The organism is Mycolicibacterium agri, from assembly GCF_002553505.1.
GTDB lineage: Bacteria > Actinomycetota > Actinomycetes > Mycobacteriales > Mycobacteriaceae > Mycobacterium > Mycobacterium agri.
In genome coordinates this window covers 152,728-178,002 of record NZ_PDCP01000004.1, presented here as the reverse complement: position 1 = coordinate 178,002, position 25,275 = coordinate 152,728, and the positions used below count along the sequence as shown (strand labels likewise).

Sequence of the window (25,275 nt, the reverse complement as noted above, 5' to 3'; positions counted from 1 at the left end):
CGATGCCCACCACCCGGTACATGACAACGGTTCTGCCCTACTCGGTCAGCCCGTCAGCGGAATTTCATGTGTCGCTGTACATCTCCCATCGCCTCGACGGCGGCGGCCAGCTGACCGACTACCCGCCAATGGTCGACTGGGTCGAAACCCTGGCCGGCGCGACGATCGAGCTGTACACCGACAAGAGCGACCCGGATCCCATCCGCTGCGAAGTACTCAACAAGTCCGACAAGACGATCTGGGCCAAAGTGTTTCCGCCTGAGACCGAGGTCGAGGACTACCCGACACCGAAGCCCGCTTCGGCCACGTGGATGAGCTTTCCCGCGCATCGAATGTCGGATTATGCACTTTGGGTGCACTACGTATCACTGCTGTGTTCCCCGGTCGACAGGCCCGGAGTCCGTGGCAATGCGCTTGCCGACGCGGTGTTCAGCGCGTTGCGGAACGTCCGCGACGCCGCCAACGTCATCGACGAACTGACCGGCGAAGGCGACGGCTATCTCGATCAGCAGAGAGAACGATTGGACAGAATCCGAGCCGATCGAGCCAAGGCCGCAGGCGATGCTCTCGATCCGCAGAAACCGGAGCCCGAAAATCCCGTGCCCGGGCCTGCACTTCATGACGCGTTCGCGGGCCAGCCCTGGAAATCGCCGATCGAGCTGCTGCTCGAGCACGACCGCCTCGACGAGAACATCAGCACGTACCTCGACGGCCTCGACAACGGGAATGTCGGGGTGCCTATCCCGCCGATGCTGTCGATACTTCGCGATACCCGCCGCGCCTATCGCTACTACGAACGCAAAGAGGCCCAGTACGAACCCCAGCCCACACCGGACTCGTCGCTTGCGCCTGCGCGAACCACGCACCCCACGCCCGCGTTCCACGAGCGCGTCGCGACTGCCTGCAATGTGTCCGCCCTTGCGCGCAAGCTCGGCTTGATCGTCGATGTGAAGGTGCACGAGGACGACCTGGACAGGTTGAAGAACGCGCAACGCATCTGGTGCGACATCACGCTCGCGAACGCCGACGCCGTTGACACCGAGCGATACCTCGCACCCGCAACGCTCTGCCAAGCGGAGGGGGACCGGTTCTACGCGCAGCCGAAAGACGACACGCGCTGGCACGGAGGGCGAATGCGGATCGGCAGGCCGGACCGATATCGCGTGATGGACCTCGATCCGGACGCCTCCGCACTCTCGCTCGAGCAACATCTTCGCAGCGCCCTGCGTGCACTCGCCATCGAAATCAACGGTGACCGTGGTTCATACGCGCCCGCCGCCCTACGGGCCACCGGTTTTGCGGTCGCCGAACTCGATCGAGCGGAACGGCTGCAGGCCCAGGTTGCAACGAGCGAGACCCTGAAACCCATTATCGAAGACCCGAACGCAGCGCAGCAGCGCCAAGCCTTTCACTTTGAGGGGTTGTTGCGCGGCACGCGAATCGAGGTCTGGGATGACTTCACGCGCAAGTGGCACAGCCTGCACGAGCGCACGGTCGACGTGTCTTTCAAGACGGGTGCGTCGACGCCGACACCGTTCCTCACCGCAGAACCTGACGTCGGCCATCTGCAGAACCCACCGTTGAGTCGAACGCCCGGCGGCGAGGACAACCCGTACTACGCACACGAGGTGTTAGCCGGCTGGGACGGATGGAGCCTGTCAGCACCACGCCCCGGCAAGGTGATCAAACACAACGGTGCAACGACCGATAATCCTGAGCCGAGCAATCCTGACACCGAGATCATCGAGGAGGCAGGCGGATCGGTCGACGGATTGTGGGTGAGGTCGGCCGCCAAACCTGGGTCACTACCCGCCTTGCGCTACGGCCGCCGATACTCGTTCCGCATCGCAGGAGTCGATCTGGCCGGCAACGGCGTTCCGATGGATCAGTTGCCACCGACGACGGCGAATGCGTCGCTGGTGGCTGCAGCCGCCGAGCACCTCGAGAGGCTGCGCGACGAGGCCGCCCAGCGCGATCGGCTCGGACTGTTGGAGTCGCTGCGCAATTCGGACACCGGCACGCTGCCCTGCTACCGCCCTGGCGGTCAAGGGGTGCGAGCCGATGTCGAACGCGCAACGGCCTCGGTCGTGGAGAACGCCAAGGCACTGACGATCCGGCCTCACTGGGATGTCGACCCCCACCTGCTCGCGGCGCTTTCGGCGGACTCAGAAGACCCGGAAACCGTCACTGCGCCGCGGAAATTCCTGCGTTGGGATCCGATCCCTGCCCCGGCGCTGGTGCCCAGGTCCGCCTACATCACCGGCGAGTCGTTGCAACGCATGGTGATTCGGACCGGCCTGACCGGATCACCGGGAACCTGTCAACGTCATATTGTGCCGCCGAAGGGCAGTGAGCTGGAGGCGGAGCAGGACGGACGCCTTGACAACTTGATGCTCACGGGCAATCGCGCACGCGCGTACGCGATCGCACTCAAAGAGCGAGGAAACCTCTTTCACACCAGGATTCAGGATCTCAATGATCCGAAGAAGACCGTCGTCCAGCCCGGCGTCGAGCTCATCTCGATGCCCGGCGTCACTGACGGTGAAACCCTGGAGAGCATTCAGGATCCCGATGTCCAACCCAAGGAGGGCCAGTACGTCATTCATAACGTCGACCAACTGGTAGTGCCCTACCTGCCAGATCCGATGGCGAATGGCGTGGCGTTGGTGTTTTACGAGGCCGGTGCAAATCATCAATTTCTCAACCCGCGCGTCTTGCAGTCGGTGTTCGTGAAGTACGTGGGAACGTGGCCCGAACTACAGCCGCTGCGACTGGTGCTGCACAATGCCGACCGTCTGGATGCGCGGCAGGACGGCAATGTCATCCACGTTGGTCTTCCCCAGGGTGAACAGGTCGCCCTCAGGATCTCCACGATGCTCGACAACGAACACCTCGCGAAGATGGGGCTCTGGGTCCATCATCCGGTGCACGACGCGACTGTGTCCGATGCGGAGCGGGAAGTGCTCGCCGATGCCGCCCGCAACGGCTGGATGTGGTGGTTGACGCCCGCGGAGGAGGTCCGCCTGGTACATGCGACAGCGCGCCCGGCCATCGCGCCGAAGATCTCCCGGCTCGCGGCACGACCGCGCAAGCCAGGAATGGCGCCCGCGGCGCTGGACGGAGTTCTCGACGTACACGGCGCCAGCACCGACAAAATCGAGTTGCACGCACGGTGGGTAGATCGCGTAGATGACCCCGACGCCGACGGACCCGAGCAGCGGACCACCGCTGAGGTCGTCGCCGACTACCGGATCGCCGAGTCCGAGCGCTTCTCGCTGCTGACACTCGACGACGCGGAGATCACACCGGCGGATGAGGTGGGCTCACGGAAGGTTGTCGAGCCCATCAGGACCGCGATCCATCGTCTGCCAGACACCAAGGCACGCAAGGTGATCTACCAGTTGCACGGATCGTCGAGATACCGCGAATTCTTCTTGCCCGACGAACTGCCTCCGGTCGGCGATGCCGAGTCGGCGGGCAACGCGGTCGAGGTGATCATACCGAGTTCGGCGCGCCCAGCTCCGCCGAGCGTGCACGCCATCATGCCGATGTTCAAGTGGGAGGAGCACACTGAGCCCGAGCACCCGTTCGCTGTGCGGCGCGTTCGTCGCAGCGGGGTTCGCATCTGGCTGGATCGGCCGTGGTTTTCCAGCGGCGACGGCGAAATGCTGGCCGTCATCACAACCGGCGATCCGGCGATGTTCGGCGAGCCCAGCCTGCCGGGGAGCCGCCCGGAGACGGTCAGCCTGTGGGCCCGCGACCCGATTCAGGTCGGTCCTGCCATGAGTTACTCCTATGAGGTGCCGATCCTGCCTGCGTGGCAGCAACGCGCTGTGCAGCTGCGGCTGGCTCCGGAAAGCCTGCCCGGCCGCCCGGTTGCGCACGTGGTGCGTAACGGACCAGTCGATGCCAAGCAGCGGGATAGGACGGTCAACGCCTATGCCTATGTTCCCGAGTTCGATCCGAAACGCAAGCGCTGGTTTGTCGACGTCATCTTGGATTCGACCAATGCCGTCTGGCCGTTCCTACGGCTGGCCGTTGCGAGGTACCAGCCGAACTCCATTGCCGGGCAGGCGTTTTCGCCCGTCGTCACTACGGACTTCGTTCAGCTGCCTCCGGAACGCATCGGCACGCTGAGCCGTCCGGAGTTGGGAGAGGTGCGCATCTCGCTGAGTGGCGTCACCGCACTGACAGGTGCGCCGGGGATTTCCCTGCCCGAGAAGCCGAACTTCGAGCAGCTGGCGGAACTACTGCCGAAAACCCGGCGAGTGGTGGCGACCCTGCAGGCCCGCAACGCGGTGTCGAACTCCGACATCGACTGGGTGAAGCGTGGCGAAGCCGTGCAGTGCGAGTTGGCTGGTGTGGATGGCGTGTCGTTCAACGCCACGTGGTCGGCGGCATTGTCCTTGACGCCCCCCGAGCCGCTCGCCACCCCCTCCACGACGGATGATCTGCGCGTACAGGTCGAGGAGTACGAGATCATGACGGCCGATCCGCACCCAGGTACTGAAGAACTGACCAAGACCGAGAGGCTCGTGTACGCCGACCACTTCTACCTTTAGTGGCTTCACGGCCGATCGCCTCTGTCCACGAACCGACTCACGGCAGGGTGATCAACACGACCCCGGCCAGCACCACCGCGGCCGCGATTGCGCGCCGCGCGCCGAGGCGCTCACCGAGGAACACCGCTCCGATCAGCGCGCCGAACACGATGCTCGTCTCGCGCAGCGCGGCGATGGGGGCGAGCGCACCGCTGGTCTGCGCCCACAGCACGATCGTGTAGGCCGCGATCGAGATGGCACCGCCCGCAAGCCCGGCCGCCGCCGAACCGCGCACCGCGGTGGGTAGGTGCCTGCCGCGGCGAACCGCGGCAGGCACCGCGATCGGCGGGCCCTGAAGCAGGAACATCCAGCCGGTGTAGGCCAACAGCGGCGCCTGCATCACCCCCACCCCGTCGACGACCGTGTACGAGGCGATCGCCAGGCCGGTCAGCGCGGCCGCGGCGAGTGCGGGCAGTTCCTTGCGATTCGGCCGGCCGCCGATGAACACCAACGCGATGAGCCCGCCCGACACCGCCAGCACGCCCGCAAGCTCGGTAAGGGGCAGCTGGTGACCGAGCACCACGACCGACACCAGCGCGACCACCCACGGCGACGTGCCCCGCGCCAGGGGATACATCTGGCTGAACTCACCAAGTTCGTAGCTCGCCAGCAGCAGCAGGTTGTACACGACGTGCAGTGCGGCGGAGGCGATGACGAACGGCCAGGCTCCCGCGGGTGGCAGACCGGCGAAGGCCACCATTGCGCCGCCGCCGATCGCGTCGGCCACGCCGATCAGCGCGAAGCCCACCAGACGGTCAGAAACGGCGTGCGCCAACGAGTTCCACGTCGCGTGCAGCAACGCCGAGAAGAGCACGGCGAACACGATCGACAACGTCACCCGCGGCTCTCCTTTCGCGCCGACCCTACGTGGCCGGGTGAACCCCGGATGAAACCGCCATCCGCGGGGCACACGAACCGCAGGTTTCGACTGCGTCAAAAAGCGGGTACTGGCTTCGGCAACCGGCTAGGAGGTCGAGATGAGCACCACGTCAGTTCACGGCGCAGTCGATCGGGCAACCGACAGCAAGGCATTCGAGTACACGGCCCGCGCCGGCTTCGCCGCCAGCGGCGTGCTGCACCTACTGGTCGGCTTCATCATCCTGCGGCTGGCGTTCGGCTCCGGCGGAAGCGCCGACCAGTCCGGTGCACTCGCGACGCTGGCCGGCCAGCCCGGCGGAAGGATCATGCTGTGGGTCGCCGCCATCGGACTGCTGGCCCTCGGGCTGTGGCGCGTTGCCGAGGCCGTCGTCGGTTCTAAGCCCGGCGAACGCACCGGCGCGCAGCACGACGACAACCCCGCCTGGAAGCGCGTCAAGTCGCTCGGGCTGGCGGTCGCGAACTTTGCGATCGCGTTCTCGGCCGCCCGGTTCGCCATGGGCGGCGGCCAGTCCAACGGGCAGCAGAACGCCGGGCTCTCCGCGCAGTTGATGCAGTCCGGCTGGGGCAAGGCGCTGCTCATCATCGTCGGCCTCGGCGTCGCGGCCGTCGGCGGCTATCACGTCTACAAGGGCGCAGCCAAGAAGTTCCTCAAGGACCTGCGCGTGTATGGCGGCACCGGCGTCACCGCGGTCGGCGTCACCGGCTACGTGGCCAAGGGGTTGGTCCTTGGCGGCGCGGGCTTGCTCGTCATCGTCGCGACGCTGCAGGCCGATCCGGCGAAGGCCGCAGGCCTGGACGCGGCCGTCAAGACGCTGGGCCAGGCCCCATTCGGCAAGATCCTTCTGATCCTCGCCGCGGTGGGCATCGCCGCGTTCGGCGCCTACAGCTTCGTCCGCAGCCGCCATGGACGCATGTAACGCCGGATGTAGTTACTGGAACTGTTCGACCAGCGCCGCCAACTGCCCCGGCGACACCGAAACGCCGCACTGGGCGCGCAGATCCGTCAACGGTTGGGCGATCCGCTTGAGGTCGAGGAACTCACCCGGATGCCCCAGGAAATAGTTCTGGACATTGGCCTTGGCCTGGTCCGTCGGCTGCGAGCCTGCCGCGGTCAACACGTCGTCGGCGCCGGGATGCGCGGCCAGATAGGTGCCCGCTTCGGCCAGCACCCCGCTGGCAGTCGAGGACAGCCCGCTTGCCGTGCACGGTGCGGCACTGGCCGTCGGCAGCGCCACCGTGATCGCCGCGGCACCGCCGAGCACTCCCAGCAGCGCACCCATCACCCCACGGCGCATCACAGTTGTAGACGTTGTCATTCGGTCACCCCTCGTCGTCATCCAGAACCGGCCAAGCTGCTGAGAGTCTTACACGTCGCGCTGCGGATGGCCCGCGAAAGCGGGTCAGGCTCCGATCGCCAGCCAATTCACAGGCCCGATGTGTACGGGGCAGCCCTCGGCGCGATCGGAGTAAGGGTATGTTCATGTTGATTAGGTAAACCTCAGCTAAAGACGCCCCGATGGCGCCAAGAAAGGACCGCCTGGATGCGACCCCGATGGAGCCGGATCGCCGCAATCGCCTCGACGCTTGCCGTCGCGCTGTCGATGACCGCCTGTTCGAGTTCGAACGATGGCGACGAGCTGCTCATCTATAACGCCCAGCACGAGTCGCTGACCAAGGAATGGATCGACGCCTTCACCGAGGAAACCGGCATCAAGGTGACCTACCGTCAGGGCGGCGACACCGAGCTGGGCAATCAATTGGTCGCCGAGGGTGACGCGTCGCCCGCCGATGTCTTCCTGACCGAGAACTCCCCCGCCATGGCCGCGGTGGAGAAGGCTGGCCTGTTCGCCGACCTGAACCAGGACACCCTCGACCAGGTGCCGGCGCAGTTCCGCCCGGCGACCGGCAAGTGGACCGGGGTGGCGGCGCGCAGCACCGTCTTCGTCTACAACAAGGACCGGCTGCAGCCCGACCAGCTGCCGAAGTCCATGACCGACCTGCAGCAGCCGGAGTGGCGGGGACGCTGGGGCGGCGCTCCCGCCAAGGCGGACTTCCAAGCCATTGTGTCGGCGTACCTGCAGCTCAAGGGCGAACCCGCCACCGAGCAGTGGTTGGCAGGCATGAAGACCAACGCCAAGATCTACAACGACAACATCGCGACCATGAAGGCCGTCAACGCCGGCGAGGTCGACGGCGGCATCATCTACCACTACTACTGGTATCGCGACCAATCCAAAACCAAAGAAGGCAGCGCTGATACTGCTCTGCACTACTTCAAGAACGAAGACCCCGGCGCCTTTGTGAGCCTGTCCGGTGGCGGAGTGCTGAAGTCGGCCAAGAAGCCGCAAGAGGCCCAGCAGTTCATCAAGTTCATCACGAGCCGGGCCGGCCAGGAAGTGCTCGAGAAGGGCGACTCGTTCGAGTACCCCGTCGCCAGCGGTGTTCCCGCGAATCCGGCTCTGCCGCCGCTCGATTCACTGCAGGCGCCCAAGGTCGATCCGTCGACACTCGACGAGCAGAAGGTGACCGAATTGATGACGAAGGCTGGGCTGCTGTAGGTGGTCGCACCACCGCTATCCCGCCCCGCGACTGAGGTATCGCGGCCGGAGTCGACGGCCCGCCCAGGGCCGCTCGTCTCGGCGACCGTCGCGATTCTCGTTGCCGCCACGTGCATCCCGTTGGGTTACGTGGTGTGGGGCGCGATATCGGTGGGGTGGTCGCGCGCCTACGAACTGGTGGTTCGGCCGCGGGTCGGCGAGCTGCTCATCAACACGGTGTCGCTCGTGGTGGTCACCGTCCCGCTGTGCGCGGTGATCGGAGTTGGGGTGGCCTGGTTGGTGGAGCGGACGGACCTGCCCGGGCGCACCCTGTGGCGGCCGTTGTTCGTTGCGCCGCTGGCCATTCCCGCGTTCGTCAACAGCTACGCCTGGGTGGGTGTGATCCCGTCGCTGAACGGGCTGTGGGCGGGCGTGCTGATCTCGACGTTGTCGTATTTCCCGTTCGTGTATCTGCCGGTGGCGGCGACGCTGCGCCGGCTCGATCCCGCCGTGGAGGAGTCGGCGCGGGCGCTGGGCTCCGACTCGGCCGGGGTGTTCTTCCGCGTCGTGCTGCCGCAGTTGCGGTTGGCGATCCTCGGCGGCGGCCTGTTGATCGGGGTCCATCTGCTCGCCGAGTTCGGCGCCTTCGCCATGGTGCGGTTCGACACCTTCACCGTCGCGATCTTCCAGCAGTTCCAGGTCACGTTCGACGGGGCGGCGGGCAGCATGCTCGCCGGGGTGCTGGTGCTGTTGTGCCTGGTGCTGCTGGTCTCTGAGGCCGTTGCCCGCGGCACCGCAAGATACGCCAGAATCGGATCGGGCGCGCCTCGCGCCGCGGCGCCAATTCCCCTGCGGCACTACACTATTACGGCCACGGCCGGTCTCACCGCGCTGGCCGCGCTCGCCCTCGGTGTGCCGGTGTGGACGATCCTGCGGTGGCTGTCCATCGGCGGCGCGGACGTATGGGATGTCGACGAGATCGCCACCGCGCTCGGCCAGACCATCGGGTTGGCCGCCGCCGCGGCCGTGTTGACGACGGTGCTGGCGTTCCCGGTCGCCTGGGTCGCGGTCCGGTCACACGGGGTGTTGGCCCGTGCCGTGGAGGGCGCGAACTACATCACCAGCTCGCTGCCCGGCATCGTCACCGCGCTGGCGCTGGTCACCGTGGCGATCCATTTCGCCCGCCCGCTGTATCAATCCGTGCCGCTCATTGTGTTCGCCTACATCTTGCTCTTCATGCCCCGCGCCCTGGTCAATGTGCGCGCCGGACTCGCCCAGGTGCCGCCCGGCCTCGAGGAGGCCTCCCGGTCGCTGGGCAGTTCGCCGACGGCGACCTTTTTCCGGGTCACCCTGCGGCTCACCGCGCCCGCCGCGGCCGCCGCTGCTGCGTTTGTATTCGTGGCGGTGGCAACCGAATTGACCGCTACCCTGCTGCTGGCCCCCACCGGCACGCGGACCCTGGCGATGCTGTTCTGGTCGTTCAGCAGCGAGCTGGACTACGCGGCGGCCGCACCGTACGCCCTCGTGTTGGTGGTGCTCGCGATCCCCGTGACGCTTGTGCTGTTCCGGCAGTCGACGAAGGTGGCCGCGCTATGACCGCCATGCTCGACATCCGCGGACTGGCCAAGTCCTTCAACGGTCACACCGTGCTCGACCACATCGACCTTTCGGTTCCGCGCGGCAGCACCACCGTCGTCGTCGGCGCCTCAGGTTGCGGGAAGACGACGCTGCTGCGCATCGTCGCCGGATTCGAATCCCCCGACGCCGGAACGGTTTCCATCGACGGACGCCAGGTGGCCAGTCCCCAGCGCTCGGTCGCTGCACACCGGCGCGGCGTCGGCTACGTCGCACAGGACGGCGCGCTCTTCCCGCACCTCACCGTCGCCCAGAACATCGCATACGGGCTGCCCGGCTCGGCCCGCCGTCGCGAAGTACGGCAGCGGGTGGCCGAACTGCTCGAAACCGTCTCGCTTGACCCGTCTTACGGACCTCGCCGGCCGCATCAACTCTCCGGCGGCCAGCAGCAGCGCGTCGCGCTGGCTCGCGCGCTGGCCCGCAAACCGGTACTCATGTTGCTCGACGAACCATTCAGCGCGCTCGACACCGGACTGCGGGCGTCGACGCGAAAGGCGGTCGCGGCGCTGCTCGCCGACGCCGGTGTGACGACCCTGCTGGTGACCCACGACCAGGAGGAGGCGCTCTCGGTCGCCGACCAGATTGCGGTCATGCGGGACGGCCGGTTCACCCAGATCGGTGCTCCGCAGCAGGTATACCGGCAGCCGCAGGATCGCTTCACCGCGGAGTTCCTCGGCGACTGCATCGCGCTGCCGTGCACCATCGCCGCCGGCTTCGCCGAATGCGCGCTGGGCCGGGTGCCTGTCCAAGAAGCGGTCGGCGACGGTCCCGCCACGCTGGCGCTGCGGCCGGAACAGCTTCGGGCCACAATTGTTTCGGACATCGCACAGGCGGGCAGCGCAGACGATTCGCACGGCCTTGGCACGGTCGTCGCGACCGAGTTTCTGGGCCACGACGTGCTGCTGACCATCGACCCCGCCGGCGACAACGGTCTCATCGTCGTGCGCCAGCACAGCCTCAACCACCCGACCGTCGATGCCAAGGTGCACATCGAGGTCATCGGCAGCGGAGTCGCCCTCAAGTGAGCCGGCTCATCGACCATCTGCGGAGCCACGGCGATCTAATAGCAGTACTGACCGAGCACACCTCCTTGACGTATCGCGAGCTCGCCGATCAAGTCGCTGGTGTGGCAGCCGAACTCGGCGACACCCGCAGGCTGGTGCTGCTGGAGACACGCAACGACCTGCCGGCCCTGACGGGTTATCTCGGTGCGCTCGCCGGCGGCCACGTCGTGCTGCCCGTCCCCGCAGGCCGCGAGCATGCGGCCGTGCTGAGCACCTACGACCCCGATGTCGTCATCGACGCCGACGGGGTCCACGCCCGGCGGCGCGGCAGCGCACACCGGCTGCACGCCGACCTTGCCCTGCTGCTGTCGACCTCCGGCACCACCGGGTCGCCGAAATTGGTGCGCTTGTCACACACGAACCTGCTGGCCAACGCGGCCGCGATCGCCGAGTATCTCGACATCCGGCAAACCGACCGCGCGGCAACGACATTGCCGATGTCGTACTGCTACGGCCTTTCCGTCGTCCACAGCCACCTCCTCCGAGGCGCCGCGCTGATCCTCACCGACCACTCGGTGGTCGACGACGAGTTCTGGACGCTGTTCCGCCGCCACCGCGGGACGTCGTTCGCCGGCGTTCCCTATACGTTCGAGGTGCTCGAGCGGATCGGCTTCGACGGCTTCGACCTGCCGCACTTGCGCTACATCACCCAGGCGGGAGGCCGGCTCTCGCCGGAACGCGTCCGCAGCTTCGCCGCGCTCGGTCAGCGCAAGGGCTGGCGGCTGTTCGTGATGTACGGCGCCACCGAGGCCACCTCTCGAATGGCTTATCTGCCACCGGAACTCGCGCAGGCTCACCCGTCGTCGATCGGCAGACCGATACCCGGCGGTGAGTTCACCATCGAACCGGTCGACGGCTGGTCGGATCCCGATGCCGGCGAGTTGGTCTACCGCGGGCCGAACGTGATGATGGGCTACGCGCACGGGCCTGCTGACCTGGCGCTTGGCAAGACCGTCGAGACCCTGCGCACCGGCGACGTCGCACGCCGCACGGCCGACGGACTCTACGAGGTGATCGGCCGCAGCAGCAGATTCGTCAAGCTGTACGGGTTGCGCATCGATCTGCAACGCGTGGAATCAATACTCAGCGCGGCGGGTGTGACGGCGTTCTGCGTCGACCACGACGGCAAACTGGTCGTCGCCGCGGTCGACGCCACAGAGTGCGCCGACGTGCAACACCTCACCGCCACCGCGGCCGGTCTGCCGCCTGCGGCCGTGCGCGTGGTCAGCGTCCCCGAGTTACCGCTGCTGCCGTCGGGCAAGCCGGACTACCGGACCATCCGGGCCCTCGCCGGCCATGCCGACGAACCCGCCGCAGCGGCAACCGATCTGCGGACGCTGTTCGCCGACGTGCTGCAGATCGATGGGCGCACCATCCGCCCCGACCAGAGCTTCGTCGACCTCGGCGGCAATTCGCTGTCCTATGTGGCCATGTCGGTGCGTCTCGAGCGGGCGCTGGGCGGGTTGCCCGCCGACTGGCATCGGCGGCCACTGGCCGAGTTGCAGCGCACCGCATCCCCGACGCGCCGGTCGTGGCCGTGGCTGAACGCGACGCTGGAGACCAGTGTCGCGCTGCGGGCGGCGGCGATCGTGCTGATCGTCGGGTCGCACGCCACCCTCTACGAGATGTGGGGCGGCGCGCATCTGCTGCTCGGCATCGCCGGATACAACTTCGCGCGGTTCTGTCTGACTCCGGTGCCGCGGGTTCAACGGATGCGCCATCTGCGGAACACGATCGGGTGGATCGTTGTGCCGTCGGTGATCTGGATCGCGATCGCGCTGGTGATCACCGACGACTACCACTGGACGAATCTGCTGCTCGCCGAGAAGTTCTTCGGCCCGCCGCACAGCATGACCGCGGGCCGGTTGTGGTTCGTCGAGGTTCTGGTCTGGATCCTGATCGCGCTGACGCTGGTGTGCTGGCTGCCGGCCGCCGACCGGTGGGAGCGGCGCCGTCCGTTCGCATTCGCGGCGGCGTTCCTGGTGGTCGGGTTGGCCCTGCGCTACGAGCTGCTCGGCCTGCACTTCGGGCATGAGGCCTGGTTCACCGTGCTGGCCTTCTGGTTCTTCGCCGTCGGCTGGGCGGCGGCCAAGTCGTCGACGGTGTGGCAGCGGATCGCGGTGTCGGCGGTGTTGATCGTCAGCCTGCACGGCTACTTCGGCAGCACGAGTCGAGAAATGTTGGTGCTGAGCGGGTTCCTGCTGTTGATCTGGCTGCCCGCCATCCGCTGCCCGGCGTGGTTGACGGTGGTCGCGGGAACGGTGGCAGAGGCCTCGCTCTACACCTATCTGACGCACTACCAGGTGTATCCGCTGTTCGACGCGCACCCGTTACTCGGTGTCGTCGCCGCGATCGTCGTCGGTGTGCTGCTGACGCGCCTACTCAACGCGGCTCGTTCGCGGCTGCGCGAGCGCGCCGAGCGCGCGGCTATGAAGGCGTCGGTTCCCGCTCTGCGATAAGGCCTTCCTGGGCCAGGGTGGCGGCGATGAGGCCGTCGGCGCGCACCAGGCTGCCCGTCACCACACCGCGGCCTCGCGCGGCCGCGGGCGACCGGGTCTCCAGCAGGTTCCATTCATCGGCGTGGATCGGCCGGTGAAACCAGATCGACGAGTCGGTGGTCCCGCTGCGGTGGGTGCGCGCCTGCATCGAGTGTCCGTGCACCTGCAGCGCCGGGTCGATCATGTACACGTCGGTGACATAGGCGGCGACGAGCGTGTGCACCTGCGGCTCGTCTGGTATCGGAACCGTTGCGCGCCACCAGAACCGGCGAACGAACTCGCCGTCGATGATCTCGTCGGCGATCCGGATGTCCAGTTCGTCCAGCGGCATCGACGGCGCCGGTCCTGCGGGTCCGGTCCGCGGCAGCGACTCCGGGTCGGCGGGCATCCGGATCCGGTGTCCGTGCTCGGGGCCGGGCAGGTCGACCGCGAAGGACACCGACGCCGTCGTCAACAGGCGTTCGCCCTGCCGGGAGTCGACGCGGCGCGCGGCGGCGGTACGTCCGTCGAACACCGACGTCACCGTGTACTCGACCGGATCACCCGCCTCACCGCCGCGCAGGAATTGCAGGTGCATGTTGGTCGGCAGCCGGTCGGCGTCGACGGTGCGGCAGGCGGCGGCAAGACTCTGCGCTACGAATTGGCCGCCGAACGCGCGCTTGCCCTGCGGCCCGCTGGCCGGTCCGATCCACGTCGCGTCGCCGCTACGCTGCTGCAGCTCGAGCAGTTTGAGTAGGCGGCTCATCGCACCGTGCCCGATTCGGTGAGCCTGCCGATCTCGTCGGCGTCGAGGCCGAGCCACTGCTCAAGCACCGCCGCGGTGTCGTCGCCCAGCGCGGGTGCGGGGATCGCGCGCGGATAGTCGCCGTTGATCGACACCGGCAGGCCGGGCGCGAGGTATTCGCCGATGCGGGGTTGGTCGAGCGGGGCGAACAGCGGATTGGCCGTGACACGCTGGTCGGTGACGACCTCGGCGAATGTGCGGTAGCGCTCCCACAGCACCGACGTGGCCGACAGCCCCTCGGCGATCTCGTCGGCGGTGTGCGCGGCGAACCACTCGGCGAACAGCCCGGTCAGCGCGTCGCGGTGACGGTAGCGTTCGCCCTCGTCGGTGAAATCAGTGCCGAGCGTTTCGGCGAGTGCGGCAACGGATTCCGTTGTTCCGGTCAGCTTCGTGAGATCGGTGAAGTGGCGCGGCGTCAGCGCGACGATCATGAAGGAGACGCCGTCGCTGCTGGTGAATTCCTGCCCGTACTGCCCGTAGATCGCATTGCCGATGCGCTGGCGCGACGTTCCGTTCACCATCATCTCGGTGAGGAAGCTGAGGTTGCCTGCGGTGGCCAGGGCCACGTTCTCCAGCGGGATGGAGATCCGTTGGCCCTGCCCCGTCGCATCGCGGTGCCGCAGCGCGGTGACGACCGACAGCGCCGTGTAAAGACCGCACGCGACGTCCCATGCAGGCAGCACGTGGTTGACCGGCCCTGCGAGTTCGGGCGGCCCGGTCACCAGCGGAAATCCAAGGCCCGCGTTGACGGTGTAGTCCACGCCGGTGCCGCCGTCCGCGCGTCCGGAGACCTCGACATGAATCAGGTCGCGGCGCAACTGGGTCAGGGATTCGTATGAATGCCATTGCCGCCCAGCCACATTCGTGATCAACAGGCCGCAGTCGGCGATCAGGCGGGCAACGAGTTGTTGGCCTTCGGGCGAACGGAAATCGGCTGCCACCGACCGCTTGCCCTTGTTCAGGCCCGCCCAGTAGATGCTCGTCCCGTCCTCGGTGACCGGCCAGCGCTGGTAGTCCGCGGCGCCGCCGATCGGGTCGACCCGCACCACCTCGGCGCCGAGCTGGCTCAGCGTCATACCCGCCAGCGGCACGGCGACGAAGCTGGAGATCTCCACGATGCGGACACCGGCCAGCGGTCGCGCGGGGTGCGGGGAATCGCTCACCCGCTCAAGTTAGCAATCGCCGTTCGGGCGCTTCGGTGCTAGCCGGTCAGTTTGACGGCCGCGGCCTCGATGGTCTCCTCACTGAGCAGCACCTGCAGCGCGGCATCGCCGAGCGGAATGAAGCTGTCGGCGCTGGCAACCCGATCGACGGCGCCGCGGTACCCGTGCTGCAGCAGCGCGGCGAGGATCCCCTCTCCTACTCCCCCGGTCTGCCGGGTTTCGTCGACGATGAGCGTCTTATTGGTGGCGTTGGCCTCGCGCAGCATGCCGGCAACCGGCAGCGGCGCCAGCCATCGCAGGTCGACGACGCGCACGCCGACTCCTCGTGCCTCGAGCCTGCGGGCGACGCGCAGGCTCATCCGCAGGCCGTTGGCGAACGTGAGAATCGTCAAATCCGTTCCCTCGCCGTAGGTGCGGGCGCGGCCGACCGGCACGCCCGCCTCGGGATAGGCGGCCAGCCACTGCTCGTCGCCGTCGTCATAGAGGTCGCGGGTGTGATACAGCGCGATCGGTTCGAGGAACATGCACACCGCACCGGCGTTCTTGGCCGCCGCGGCGCAAGTGTGCAGCATCGCCGCCGCATCGTCGGGCCGCGCCGGTGACGCGATCACCAGTCCGGGGATGTCGCGCATCGCGGCGATCGAGTTGTCGTTGTGGAAGTGTCCGCCGAACCCCTTCTGGTAGCCGTAGGCGGCGACGCGCACCACCATCGGGTTGCGGTACTGCCTGTTGGAGAAGAACTGCAGCGTCGCGCCCTCGCCGCGGATCTGGTCGGCGGCATTGTGAAAGTAGGCCAGGTACTGGATCTCCGGTATGGGCAGTAGCCCGGACACCCCGGCGCCGAGGGCGAGGCCGAGGATGGCCTGTTCGTCGAGCAGCGTGTCGAACACCCGCGCCGAACTCGTGCGGCTGAGCAGTCCGCGGGTGACCCCGTAGACGCCGCCCTTGCGCGCCACGTCCTCGCCGAAGACGATGGCCTCCGGGTAGCGGTCGAGGATGTCGTTGAGCGCTCGGTTGATGCCCTGCGCCACCGTGATCGGCGCGTCCGGGTCGTGGGTACGCACCGATGCCGCCAGCGACTCCGGCGCCGCGGCGAGCGCTTCCTCCATGGTGGACGTGAGCGGTTCGGCCACCGCTGCGGCGCTGTCGAGTTGGGCGGCCTCGGCCACCTCGCCCGCGAGTTTGATGACCTCGGCGCGCTTGGCTTCGTAGCGGTCGAGCACCTCCGCCGGCGTCAGCACTTCCTGCTCGATCAGCAGTTTCGCGGTGCGCAGCACCGGATCTCGGCCGTAGTCGGCGCTGATCTCCGCGGGCCGTCGATAGGCCGGTTCATAGTCCGAGCCAGCGTGCCCCATCAGCCGGACGGTGCGCAGATGCAGAAACGCCGGGCGCCGACGCGCGCGCACCCAGTCGGCGGCCGCGGCCGCGGCATCGAACGTGGCGGGCAGATCGCAGCCGTCGGCGCCGAAAAACGCCAGGCCCGTGCGGTTTTGGTAGGTCTGCTCGATCCAGCCGCCGGGGGTCTTGACACTGATGCCGATGCCGTTGTCCTCGCACACGAACAGCAACGGCATCGGCACGCCCTGGTACGCCGCGTGCAGAGCGGTGTTGATCGCCCCGACGGCGGTGGAGTGGTTGACCGACGCGTCGCCGAAGCTGCACACGATGACCGCGTCGTCGGGCCATGCGCAGCTCACCCCGAGCTTCTTGGCACGGGCGATGGAGAACGCGACCCCGACCGCTCGCGGCAGATGCGAGGCGATGGTCGAGGTCTGCGGGATGATCTGCAGGTCGTGGCGGCCGAAGACCTTGTGCCTGCCGCCTGCGATGGGTTCATCGGTGGAGGCGACCAACCCGAGCAGGACATCGCGCAACGGTTCGCGGCCGTTGGCAAGCGCGGCGCGAGCCAAAAAGAACGCCCCGGACCGGTAGTGGAGAAGCGCCGGGTCGGTGGGCCGCAACGCCGCGGCCACGGCCGCGTTGCCCTCGTGCCCGGACGACCCGATGGTGTAGTAGCCCTTGTTCTGCGAGCGCAGCCACCGCGCGGCCAGGTCGAGGTGACGGCTGCCGATCGCAACGTCGAACAGCGCCAGGCACACTCGCGCCGAGAGCGACGTGCCGTCCCGGATCGGGTCGTCGTCGGCGCGCCGATGCACCGACCCACTCATCGCCGAGATGGTGGCGGTGAAGTACTCGTCGATGGGTTCGGCCACGTGTCTCCTGGGCTAGCGGCTGCTCGCGGGCGCCACCACGTTACGGATGAACCCCACGATCTCGGCGGCGGCGGCCCGGTTCGGGTCCTGGTCTGGATCGTAGATCGCGATGCTGGCACCGACACACGACGCAGGAGTGGTGAACAATTCCGCCACCAATTCGGTGAGTTGAGGCCAGGTGAGCCCGCCGGGGTCATCGGGGTAATCGGGAAGGCCCTGCGGCGGGAACACGACCGGGTCGAGCACGTCGAGGTCGATGTGCAGCCACCAGCGGTCGACCTGACCGGCGAGGTATTCGATGGCGCGGCGGCCCGCACCTGCCGGGTCGTTGGCGACCCCCGGCGCATCGGTGGTGCTCGTCAGCGGCGAAACCCACACTCCGACATCGGCGAGCGTGCCGACGTTGAAGCGGCGCCGCCACGCGTCGTCGCGCGGCCCGAGCACCACGAGATGCTCGCGTGGCAACGCGGGCAATCGGTCGGCGAGCTCCGCGCCGAGCGTGCGGCCCGTCAGGCCGAGCAGCAGGCCGATTTCGGTGTTGGCGGCTTCGCCGTCCTCGGAGACGTCGAGCGGCATGGTGTCCTCGTGTCCGTCGATGAAGACCAGCCCGACGGCACCGACGTGGTCGCGCAATCCCGTGACGATGCCGAGCAGCGCCGAGCAGTCGCCGCCGTACACGATCGGCAGCCGCCCCGCGATCACCGCCGAGCCGACCCGTTCGTTGAGCGCGGCGGTCATCGCGAGCAGCGCGTCCTCGTTGATCAGCCCGGTCGACGGTCCGCGCGCCGGATCGCCTGCAGGCAGAGTCAGATCACCGACGATGACGTCGCGCTGGCCCAAGGCGTCGACCAACCCCGCCTCGCGCAGCGCGGCGGCCGCGTTCGCCTGATTTCCCGGGCGCCCGAAGCCGTCGAACGGAACACCGATCAGCTCGATCTGCGCCATGGCCCGAACCTATGTGCAGCACGCCGCCACGCTGAGGGAAATGACCCATTCTGACTGGTAGACCGCCGTCCAGACGAAAAGAATGCTTAGGGTAACCTAAGCTCGGTGAGTTTCAGCCATGGCCTCGTGACCGAAGCGGTCGAGCTGGGCCCGCGCCTGCGACGCGTCGTGGTGCGGGTCGACGACCCCGCCGCCCTCGACGTGAAACCCGCCGCCGACTCGGCCGTCGGCGTCTACTTTCCGATCGCCGCACCCGACGGGACAACCCGCATCGACCCGACGTCAGAGGGGCGCAACTACTCGGTGCGCTACCACGACGGCGACCGGATCACGCTCGACATCTTCCTGCACGCCCACGGCCCGGGAACCTCCTGGGCGGCGACGGCCAGCGCAGGCGGCCGCGTCGGCCTCGACCACGCGCGGTCGTGGTACCGGCCGCCCGCGAGCACCGAGTGGCAACTGCTCGTCACCGATCTGTCGGGTCTTCCAGCCACGGCTCGCATCGTCGAGGAGTCCACCCTGCCCGTGACGGTGATCGCCGAGGTCGCCGACCGTGAAGACTTGGAGTACCTGCCCCGCCGCGCCGACATGAGGGTGATCACCACCGTCGGTACCGGCAACGGCCACGCCCCCAGTCGGCTCGCCGAGTTGGTGCGCGCGTATGCGCTACCCGCCGGGCAGGGCTACTGCTGGTTCGCAGGCGAGGCCGCCGAATCCCGCGCGGTGCGCAAGCATTTCCGCGCCATGGGCTGGACGATCGACCAACTCGACGTCACCGGCTACTGGCGGTTCGACTCCGAGACCTGGGACGCCAGGTTCGCCGAGGTCGAAGACGAGGTCGTCGCGGTCTACACACGGGCGCTCGCGCAGGGCAAGGGCGACAAGGTGGCGTCCGAGGAGTTCGACGAAGCTCTGGAACGAGTCGGCCTCTAGGCACCGTGACCGTTCAGACAGCGACGCAACCGGTTACGCGGACCGCTCGCTACCCGACGACGCGCAGCCGCGCGGCGGGCTTGGGCTTGGCGGCCGTGCTGCTGGTCGCGGCCTGCGTGGCCAGCTTGGCGATCGGCACCGAGAACGTCGACCTGTCCACGGTGTGGCATGCGCTCACCGACTACCGCGACAGCGGCGATGAGTGGATCGTGCACGATCTGCGGGTCCCCCGCACGGTGCTGGCCCTGCTGGTCGGGTTGGCGCTGGGCCTGTCGGGGACCCTGATCCAGTCCATCGGCCGAAATCCGCTAGCCGACACCGAGATTCTCGGAATCAATTCGGGTGCAGCGCTTTTCATCGTGACGGCGATCGCCTTTTTCGGCATGAGCGGAATCTGGACCTACATCTGGTTCGGTTTCGCCGGGGCGCTCTTCGCGATGGCGTTGGTGTATCTGGTCGGGATGACGGGGCGGGCGGCCATCACCCCGGTTCGGGTGCTGCTTGCCGGTGTCGCGGTCGGCGCGGTGATGGACGGCGTCGGCTATGTGGTGCGACTGCACCACCCACGTGCCTTCGACAACATGCGGTTCTGGGATGCCGGGGCTCTCGACGGGCGCGCCCTCGACGTGACGGCGACCATTGCCCCGTTCATCGTCGCCGGTGCGGTGCTGTGCGTCGTCGTGGCCCGCTCGCTGAATGTCACCGCCCTCGGCGACGATTTGGCGAAGAGCATGGGCGGCAACGTTGTTCGTACGCAGGTGCTGAGTCTGGTGGCGGTCGCGCTGCTGGCGGGCGCGGCCACCGCAGGCGCGGGCCCGATCGGCTTCGTCGGCCTTATGGTGCCGCATGCTGTTCGCCGCTTCACCGGTCCGGACTGGCGCTGGATTCTCGGCTACGCTACTTTGGTCGCCCCGACGTTGCTGTTGGCCGCCGACATACTCGGGCGCGTTGTCATCCGCCCCGCGGAGCTGCCTGCGGGCATCGTGACCGCGTTTCTCGGTGCTCCGGTGCTGATCTGGCTCATCCGCAAGCGAGGAGCGGACCGATGAGCGTGCTCGCCGACCGCATCGACTTCGGCCGACAGCAGTGTGTCGTGCGGGTAGGCTCCCTATCGGCGCGGGCGTCGTTGCGAGCGGTCGTCGTCGTCGCGACCCTGCTTACCGCGATCGTCGTCGTCGCCGTAATCGCCATCGGCATGGGCAAATACACCGTCGCACCCCTCGACGTCGTGCGCGTGCTCATCGGCGCCGATACGTCCTTCAACCGCGTCGTGGTCCTCGACTGGCGAATGCCGCGAATGTTGATGGCCGTGTTGATCGGTGCGGCGCTCGGCAATTCTGGTGCGGTGTTCCAGGCTTTGACGCGCAATGCATTAGGCAGCCCGGACATCATCGGGGTCAATTCGGGCGCCTACACCGGGGCTCTGGTAGTGATCGGCGGGATCGGCGGCGGCTACTACGTCGTCGCGGCCGGGGCGCTGATCGGCGGTCTGGCCACCGCTGTCACGGTGTACGCCTTGGCATATCGCAACGGGCTGGCCGGCCACCGGTTGATCGTCGTCGGCATCGGCATGAGCGCGGTGCTGAACTCGGTCAACCAATGGATCGTCATCAAACTCGACCATCACACCGCGGTCACCGCTTCGGTGTGGCAGCAGGGCACGCTCAATGGGCTGAGCTGGTCGCAGGTGCTGCCCATGACCGTGTGCCTGGCCGCGGCGACCGCGACGCTGCTGGCCCTGGGGCCGCGCCTGCCGGTGCTGCAGATGGGCGACGACGCCGCAGGCGGTCTGGGGCTGCAGCCGGACCGCACCCGGCTGGCGTATCTGGTTGCGGCCGTCGGGCTGGTCGCGGTGGCCTGCGCCGCGGCGGGGCCGATCGCGTTCATCGCGCTGGCGGCGCCTCAGGTGGCACGGCGGCTCACCCGCAGCCCGGGCGTCGCGCTGGCGCCGTCGGCGGCGATGGGCGCGCTGCTGCTGTTGGTCAGCGACGTGATCGCCCAGCAGTTGTTCGCGGGCAACGAGCTTCCGGTGGGCGCGGTCACCGTCTGCCTCGGCGGGGCGTATCTGGTTTACCTTCTGATCTCGCAGGCACGGCAGCGCTGATGGACCGACCGACGAAGGAGGTGCCGATGCAATCCGGTTCCCGGCTGCGTGCCGACGGACTTGCCATCGGCTACGACGACAGGACGGTCATCGAGGGGCTGTCCGTCGATGTGCTCGACGGACGCATCACCGCGATCGTCGGGCCCAACGCGTGCGGCAAGTCGACACTGCTGCGCGGTCTGGCTCGGCTGCTGAAACCGTCAGCGGGGCAGGTGATTCTGGACGGCCAGGCCATCAACAGCCTGCACACCAAGGAGGTGGCGCGCCGGCTCGGGCTGCTTCCGCAGACGTCGATCGCACCGGAGGGCATCAGCGTCGCCGACCTGGTGGCGCGTGGCCGGTTTCCGCACCAGAAAGTGATGCGTCAGTGGTCCCGCGACGACGCCGAGACCGTCGCCGAAGCCATGCGCTGCGTGGGGGTGACCGACCTCGCGGGTCGGCTGGTCGACGAGCTGTCGGGCGGTCAGCGGCAACGGGTTTGGGTTGCGGTGCTGCTGGCCCAGCAGACACCGTTGATGCTGCTCGACGAGCCGACCACATATCTCGACATCGCGCATCAGGTGGAGCTGCTCGACCTGTTCGCGATGCTGAACCGGGAGCAGAATCGCACTGTGGTGGTGGTCCTCCACGATCTGCAACACGCCTGCCGCTATGCCGATCAGATCATCGTGATGAAGTCGGGGCAGATTGTGGCAGAGGGTAATCCGAATGTGGTTATCACCGAGGCGCTGGTCGAGGACGTGTACGGGCTCAAGTGCCAGATCATCGACGACCCGCAGACCGGGACGCCGCTGGTGATTCCGCAGGCGTCGCCGTACGTGCGCACACGGACCTGACGCTCACGGTCGCGACGTCAGGTATCCGCCGCCGTGCCCGAAATACGCCATGGCGTCGTGGTCGACGCCGTCGTCGGTGCGCACCACGTCGAGCACTATCCCCGGCGACCTGCCCCGGTAGGCGTCGGCGCCTGCGACGATCACCATGCCGCCGTCCTCTTCGATGAACACCCGACCCGGTGTGCCGCCATACATGCACCGGGAGACGTGGGCCTTGATCAGACGCAACCGCTCACCGCGAAAGTATGTATAGGCGTTGGGAAATGGATCCGAAAGCGCACGGATGAAACGCTCGATGTCCGCCGCGGGCCATGTCCAGTCGACGACGCTGTCGCGGTCGGAGCGCTTGTGAAAGAACGTGCGAGCGCTCAGGTCTTGAGGAACCGGTTTCGCGGTGCCGAACTCCAATTGGTCCAGCGCTTCCTCGAGCACCTCCGCAATCAGGTCCAGGGTGGCCAGCACCAGACTCGTGCCCGTGCTCGTCGGGGTGATCTCCACGGCCCGCTGCACGAGTATGTCGCCCGTATCCAACTCAGCGTCCATCAGATGTGCCGTCAGACCGGTATGACTGGCGCCGCTGATCAACGCCCATACCACCGGTGAGAACCCGGTGAACTGCGGCAGCAGCGAATCGTGCAGGTTCAGGGTGCCCAGCCGAGGGATGGTGAACAATTCCTCGGGCAGACGTGTGCGCCAGTTGTTGGCCACCATCACGTCGGGCGCGAGCGCCTTCACACGCTGGATCAGATCGTCGGTCGGGCGCTTGGCGAGATAGGTCTCGATGCCCTCGCTGCGTGCGAGGTCCTCCACCGAGTCGGCCCAAATCGATTCGTAGACATGGTCACTGGCCGGATGCGTGACGACGAGACACACCTCGTGTCGTGACTTGAGCAGCGCTTGAAGCGTGCGGTGCCCCCACGTCTGATAACCGAACATCACTATTCGCAACCGAGCCCCTCCCCTTGTCTCACGCTAGCCTACATTGGTTAGCCTAACCTTTGATAACATGCCGACCGATCGTACGGGGATCCGGTTTGCGCCAGGGAGGGGGCACCATGTCCAATAATCCGTTCGACGACGAGACCGGGCGTTTCCTTGTGCTCGTCAACGACGAGGAGCAGTACTCGCTGTGGCCCTCGTTCGCCGCTGTGCCCACAGGTTGGACGGTCGTTTTCGGCGACCCGGACGGTACGGATCGCGACAGCGCGCTGCGATACGTCGAGGAGAACTGGACGGATATGCGGCCGAAGTCGCTGCGTGAGCGGATGATTCGGGAGACCACCGACGCGACCCTATCGGCGTGACGGCGCCCGAGTCCAATCCGGCCACCGACGCCTGGACCGGCTTCGGTGTGCTGCGCCGCACCGTCAGCCGCAACGTTCGGTGGCTGGCGTCGGGCACCGCCCTGATCTGCCTGCACCAGCTGTGTGAGGTTTCCGTTCCGGTGCTCATCGGTGTCATCGTCGATCGCGCGGTAGCCACCGGCAGCGTCCCGGCGATCATCGGCTTCCTCGGCGCCCTCGCCGCGCTGTTCGTCGTGCTGACAACCGTCTACCGCATCGGTGCACGGCTGTTGATGTTCGCGATCGCCCGCGAATCGCATCTCCTGCGTGTCGAGCTGGGCAGGAAGATCCTCGACCCGCTGGGCATCCGAACCGAGTACAAATCCGGTGAGCTGCTGTCGATTTCGTCGACTGACGCCGATGAGACGTCGTATCTGCTCGACTATGTGCCCCGCGTCGCGGGCGCGGTCGTCGGCACGGTCGCCTGCGGTGCGATTCTGCTGACGATCGATGTGCCGTTGGGCCTGATGGTGTTGATCGGCATTCCCGTCGTGGTGGCGGGCCTGCAATTGACGGCCCCGTTGATCGCTAAGCGCGTCGAGAATCAACAGGCTGCGATCGGCCGAACGTCAGCGCTGGCAACAGATCTCATCAGCGGGCACCGTCCATTGCAGGGAATCGGCGCGCAGGCCAATGCCGCCGCTCGTTATCGCGTCGCGAGCCGGCGCTCGCTTGGTGCCACGCTGCACGCCGCGCGCCTGCAGAGCATGCACGCAGGCGCCGCTGCCGCTGCCGGTGCGATGGCCGCGATGGCCGTCGCGGTGGCGGCCGCCTACTTCGCGATTCGGGGCGGCCTTTCGGTCGGCGAGCTGATCACCGTGATCGGGTTGGCGCAATTCCTCATCGAACCGTTCTCACTGCTGGCGATCGTGCCGAGCTGGGTGGCCGAGGCACGTGCGTCGGCGAACCGGGTTGCCAACGTGCTGAACGCAGGTACCCGTCATCGCGCGCAGATCGCTGCGGCCGCTCGTGGTGACGCGGAACCGGGCACCCTGACGATCCGCGACGCCGTGCACTCGGGGATCGACGGGCTGTCGCTTCAGGTGCGGCCGGGTGAGTTCCTGGCGGTGCTCACCGCCGATGCCCGCGAGGCGTCGGCGTTGATCGACCTACTCTCCGGCGAAGTGCGCAGCGGTGAATCACCCGACACCACAGGCACTATTCACGTCAGCGGTCGCACGATCGGCGAGATCCCGCACGGCCAGCGGCGTTCGGTTCTGCTCGTCGAGCACCACCACAGCGCGTTGTTCAGCGGCACACTGCGGTCGAATCTTGTTGTCACAGATGGTGATTCTGCACCGGACACCGACGCGGTACAAGACGCGCTTGCCGCGTCGTGTGCGGTCGACGTCGTCGCCCTGCACGCCGACGGTCTTGACCATCCGGTCGCCGAACGCGGTGCCAGCCTTTCCGGCGGCCAGCGCCAACGCTGGACTTTGGCACGGGCTTTGGTGGCTGACCCGGATGTGCTGGTGTTGCACGATCCGACGACGGCCGTCGATGCCGTCACCGAACAGGCCATCGCCGATGGCATCCGAGCGCTTCGCACCGCGCGGGGGCGCACCACCGTCGTCATCACCAGCAGTCCCGCGCTGCTGGCCGCGGCCGACCGAGTCGTGCTGGTGAGGGACGGGCGTATCCACAGCGAAGGCACGCATCGGGATCTGGTCGAAGGCCGCGCAGAGTACCGCGAGTTGGTGGCGCGATGAGCGCTTGCGCGAAGAGCAGAGGGCACCGATG

General features: G+C 67.4%; 19 protein-coding genes. 12 read left to right on the top strand and 7 right to left on the bottom strand.

Annotation, left to right across the window (positions count from 1 at the left end; genetic code table 11):
- The first annotated feature begins 2 nt into the window (after positions 1-2).
- Positions 3-4,562, top strand: coding sequence for a hypothetical protein (locus tag CQY20_RS04060; protein WP_097938364.1), 4,560 nt, complete (start codon positions 3-5; stop codon positions 4,560-4,562).
- A gap of 37 nt (positions 4,563-4,599) precedes the next feature.
- On the opposite strand, the gene CQY20_RS04055 is transcribed toward CQY20_RS04060, so the two are convergent.
- Complete coding sequence (locus CQY20_RS04055) at positions 4,600-5,439, bottom strand: EamA family transporter (RefSeq protein ID WP_234816088.1); 840 nt, start codon at positions 5,437-5,439, stop codon at positions 4,600-4,602.
- Positions 5,440-5,578: 139 nt separating this feature from the next.
- Between CQY20_RS04055 and CQY20_RS04050 the strand changes: the two genes are divergently transcribed.
- Entirely contained in the window at positions 5,579-6,397 is an 819-nt protein-coding gene (locus tag CQY20_RS04050) for a DUF1206 domain-containing protein (protein ID WP_097938363.1), read from the top strand.
- Between the two features lie 12 nt (positions 6,398-6,409).
- Here CQY20_RS04050 and CQY20_RS04045 read toward each other — a convergent pair whose 3' ends face one another.
- On the bottom strand, positions 6,410-6,796 hold the full coding sequence (locus CQY20_RS04045; RefSeq protein ID WP_097938362.1) for a heme-binding protein: 387 nt from the start codon (positions 6,794-6,796) through the stop codon (positions 6,410-6,412).
- A 225-nt stretch (positions 6,797-7,021) separates the two neighbouring features.
- On the opposite strand from CQY20_RS04045, the gene CQY20_RS04040 reads away from it, so the two are divergent.
- Genes CQY20_RS04040 through CQY20_RS04025 form a run of 4 tightly spaced genes read left to right on the top strand, consistent with a single transcriptional unit; the run spans position 7,022 to position 13,175 of the window.
- Positions 7,022-8,038 (top strand): iron ABC transporter substrate-binding protein, encoded by a 1,017-nt coding sequence (locus tag CQY20_RS04040; protein ID WP_097938361.1) that lies wholly within the window; start codon positions 7,022-7,024, stop codon positions 8,036-8,038.
- Entirely contained in the window at positions 8,039-9,613 is a 1,575-nt protein-coding gene (locus tag CQY20_RS04035; protein ID WP_097938360.1) for an ABC transporter permease, read from the top strand.
- Positions 9,610-10,677, top strand: coding sequence for an ABC transporter ATP-binding protein (locus tag CQY20_RS04030; protein ID WP_097938359.1), 1,068 nt, complete (start codon positions 9,610-9,612; stop codon positions 10,675-10,677). Before CQY20_RS04035 ends, CQY20_RS04030 begins: the two co-directional genes overlap by 4 nt.
- The gene (locus tag CQY20_RS04025) at positions 10,674-13,175 is read left to right on the top strand and encodes an AMP-binding protein (protein WP_097938358.1); all 2,502 of its coding nucleotides are present in this window, start codon (positions 10,674-10,676) and stop codon (positions 13,173-13,175) included. Before CQY20_RS04030 ends, CQY20_RS04025 begins: the two co-directional genes overlap by 4 nt.
- Here the strand turns inward: CQY20_RS04025 and CQY20_RS04020 are convergent.
- From CQY20_RS04020 to CQY20_RS04005, 4 genes are read right to left on the bottom strand one after another with little or no spacing between them, the layout of a single operon-like run.
- Complete coding sequence (locus CQY20_RS04020; protein ID WP_097938357.1) at positions 13,144-13,959, bottom strand: acyl-CoA thioesterase; 816 nt, start codon at positions 13,957-13,959, stop codon at positions 13,144-13,146. The two genes, CQY20_RS04025 and CQY20_RS04020, sit on opposite strands and share 32 nt — an antisense overlap.
- On the bottom strand, positions 13,956-15,161 hold the full coding sequence (locus CQY20_RS04015) for a CoA transferase (protein ID WP_097938356.1): 1,206 nt from the start codon (positions 15,159-15,161) through the stop codon (positions 13,956-13,958). The genes CQY20_RS04020 and CQY20_RS04015 overlap by 4 nt, the downstream gene beginning before the upstream one ends.
- Positions 15,162-15,199: 38 nt before the next feature.
- The gene (locus CQY20_RS04010) at positions 15,200-17,329 is read right to left on the bottom strand and encodes a thiamine pyrophosphate-dependent enzyme (protein WP_097938401.1); all 2,130 of its coding nucleotides are present in this window, start codon (positions 17,327-17,329) and stop codon (positions 15,200-15,202) included.
- 57 nt (positions 17,330-17,386) lie between these two features.
- The gene (locus CQY20_RS04005; protein WP_097938355.1) at positions 17,387-18,319 is read right to left on the bottom strand and encodes an arginase family protein; all 933 of its coding nucleotides are present in this window, start codon (positions 18,317-18,319) and stop codon (positions 17,387-17,389) included.
- 105 nt (positions 18,320-18,424) lie between these two features.
- On the opposite strand from CQY20_RS04005, the gene CQY20_RS04000 reads away from it, so the two are divergent.
- From CQY20_RS04000 to CQY20_RS03985, 4 genes are all read left to right on the top strand, one after another.
- Positions 18,425-19,252: a siderophore-interacting protein gene (locus tag CQY20_RS04000; protein ID WP_097938354.1), complete on the top strand. Its 828-nt coding sequence runs from the start codon at positions 18,425-18,427 to the stop codon at positions 19,250-19,252.
- Positions 19,253-19,332: 80 nt separating this feature from the next.
- Positions 19,333-20,301 carry a FecCD family ABC transporter permease gene (locus tag CQY20_RS03995; RefSeq protein ID WP_371871089.1) on the top strand — a complete coding sequence of 323 codons (969 nt, stop codon included), beginning with the start codon at positions 19,333-19,335 and terminating at the stop codon, positions 20,299-20,301.
- A complete protein-coding gene (locus tag CQY20_RS03990) occupies positions 20,298-21,356 on the top strand; it encodes a FecCD family ABC transporter permease (protein ID WP_097938352.1) in 1,059 nt (352 codons plus the stop codon). Before CQY20_RS03995 ends, CQY20_RS03990 begins: the two co-directional genes overlap by 4 nt.
- A 26-nt stretch (positions 21,357-21,382) precedes the next feature.
- The gene (locus CQY20_RS03985) at positions 21,383-22,192 is read left to right on the top strand and encodes an ABC transporter ATP-binding protein (RefSeq protein WP_097938400.1); all 810 of its coding nucleotides are present in this window, start codon (positions 21,383-21,385) and stop codon (positions 22,190-22,192) included.
- A gap of 3 nt (positions 22,193-22,195) precedes the next feature.
- Here the strand turns inward: CQY20_RS03985 and CQY20_RS03980 are convergent, their stop codons facing one another.
- Positions 22,196-23,140 carry a methionyl-tRNA formyltransferase gene (locus tag CQY20_RS03980; RefSeq protein ID WP_163700388.1) on the bottom strand — a complete coding sequence of 315 codons (945 nt, stop codon included), beginning with the start codon at positions 23,138-23,140 and terminating at the stop codon, positions 22,196-22,198.
- A gap of 107 nt (positions 23,141-23,247) precedes the next feature.
- Here CQY20_RS03980 and CQY20_RS03975 point away from each other — a divergent pair, with 107 nt between their 5' ends.
- Positions 23,248-23,496 carry an MbtH family protein gene (locus CQY20_RS03975; protein ID WP_097938350.1) on the top strand — a complete coding sequence of 83 codons (249 nt, stop codon included), beginning with the start codon at positions 23,248-23,250 and terminating at the stop codon, positions 23,494-23,496.
- The gene (locus tag CQY20_RS03970) at positions 23,493-25,244 is read left to right on the top strand and encodes an ABC transporter ATP-binding protein (RefSeq protein WP_097938349.1); all 1,752 of its coding nucleotides are present in this window, start codon (positions 23,493-23,495) and stop codon (positions 25,242-25,244) included. The genes CQY20_RS03975 and CQY20_RS03970 overlap by 4 nt, the downstream gene beginning before the upstream one ends.
- Positions 25,245-25,275: the final 31 nt, after the last annotated feature.

Coding starts and splice junctions, on each gene's coding strand:
- CQY20_RS04010 (WP_097938401.1), bottom strand. CDS start 17,329: ATGAGTGGGTCGGTGCATCGGCGCGCCGACGACGACCCGATCCGGGAC.
- CQY20_RS04030 (WP_097938359.1), top strand. CDS start 9,610: ATGACCGCCATGCTCGACATCCGCGGACTGGCCAAGTCCTTCAACGGT.
- CQY20_RS03990 (WP_097938352.1), top strand. CDS start 20,298: ATGAGCGTGCTCGCCGACCGCATCGACTTCGGCCGACAGCAGTGTGTC.
- CQY20_RS04020 (WP_097938357.1), bottom strand. CDS start 13,959: ATGAGCCGCCTACTCAAACTGCTCGAGCTGCAGCAGCGTAGCGGCGAC.
- CQY20_RS03975 (WP_097938350.1), top strand. CDS start 23,248: ATGTCCAATAATCCGTTCGACGACGAGACCGGGCGTTTCCTTGTGCTC.
- CQY20_RS04045 (WP_097938362.1), bottom strand. CDS start 6,796: ATGACAACGTCTACAACTGTGATGCGCCGTGGGGTGATGGGTGCGCTG.
- CQY20_RS04060 (WP_097938364.1), top strand. CDS start 3: ATGCCCACCACCCGGTACATGACAACGGTTCTGCCCTACTCGGTCAGC.
- CQY20_RS03985 (WP_097938400.1), top strand. CDS start 21,383: ATGCAATCCGGTTCCCGGCTGCGTGCCGACGGACTTGCCATCGGCTAC.
- CQY20_RS04050 (WP_097938363.1), top strand. CDS start 5,579: ATGAGCACCACGTCAGTTCACGGCGCAGTCGATCGGGCAACCGACAGC.
- CQY20_RS04040 (WP_097938361.1), top strand. CDS start 7,022: ATGCGACCCCGATGGAGCCGGATCGCCGCAATCGCCTCGACGCTTGCC.
- CQY20_RS04005 (WP_097938355.1), bottom strand. CDS start 18,319: ATGGCGCAGATCGAGCTGATCGGTGTTCCGTTCGACGGCTTCGGGCGC.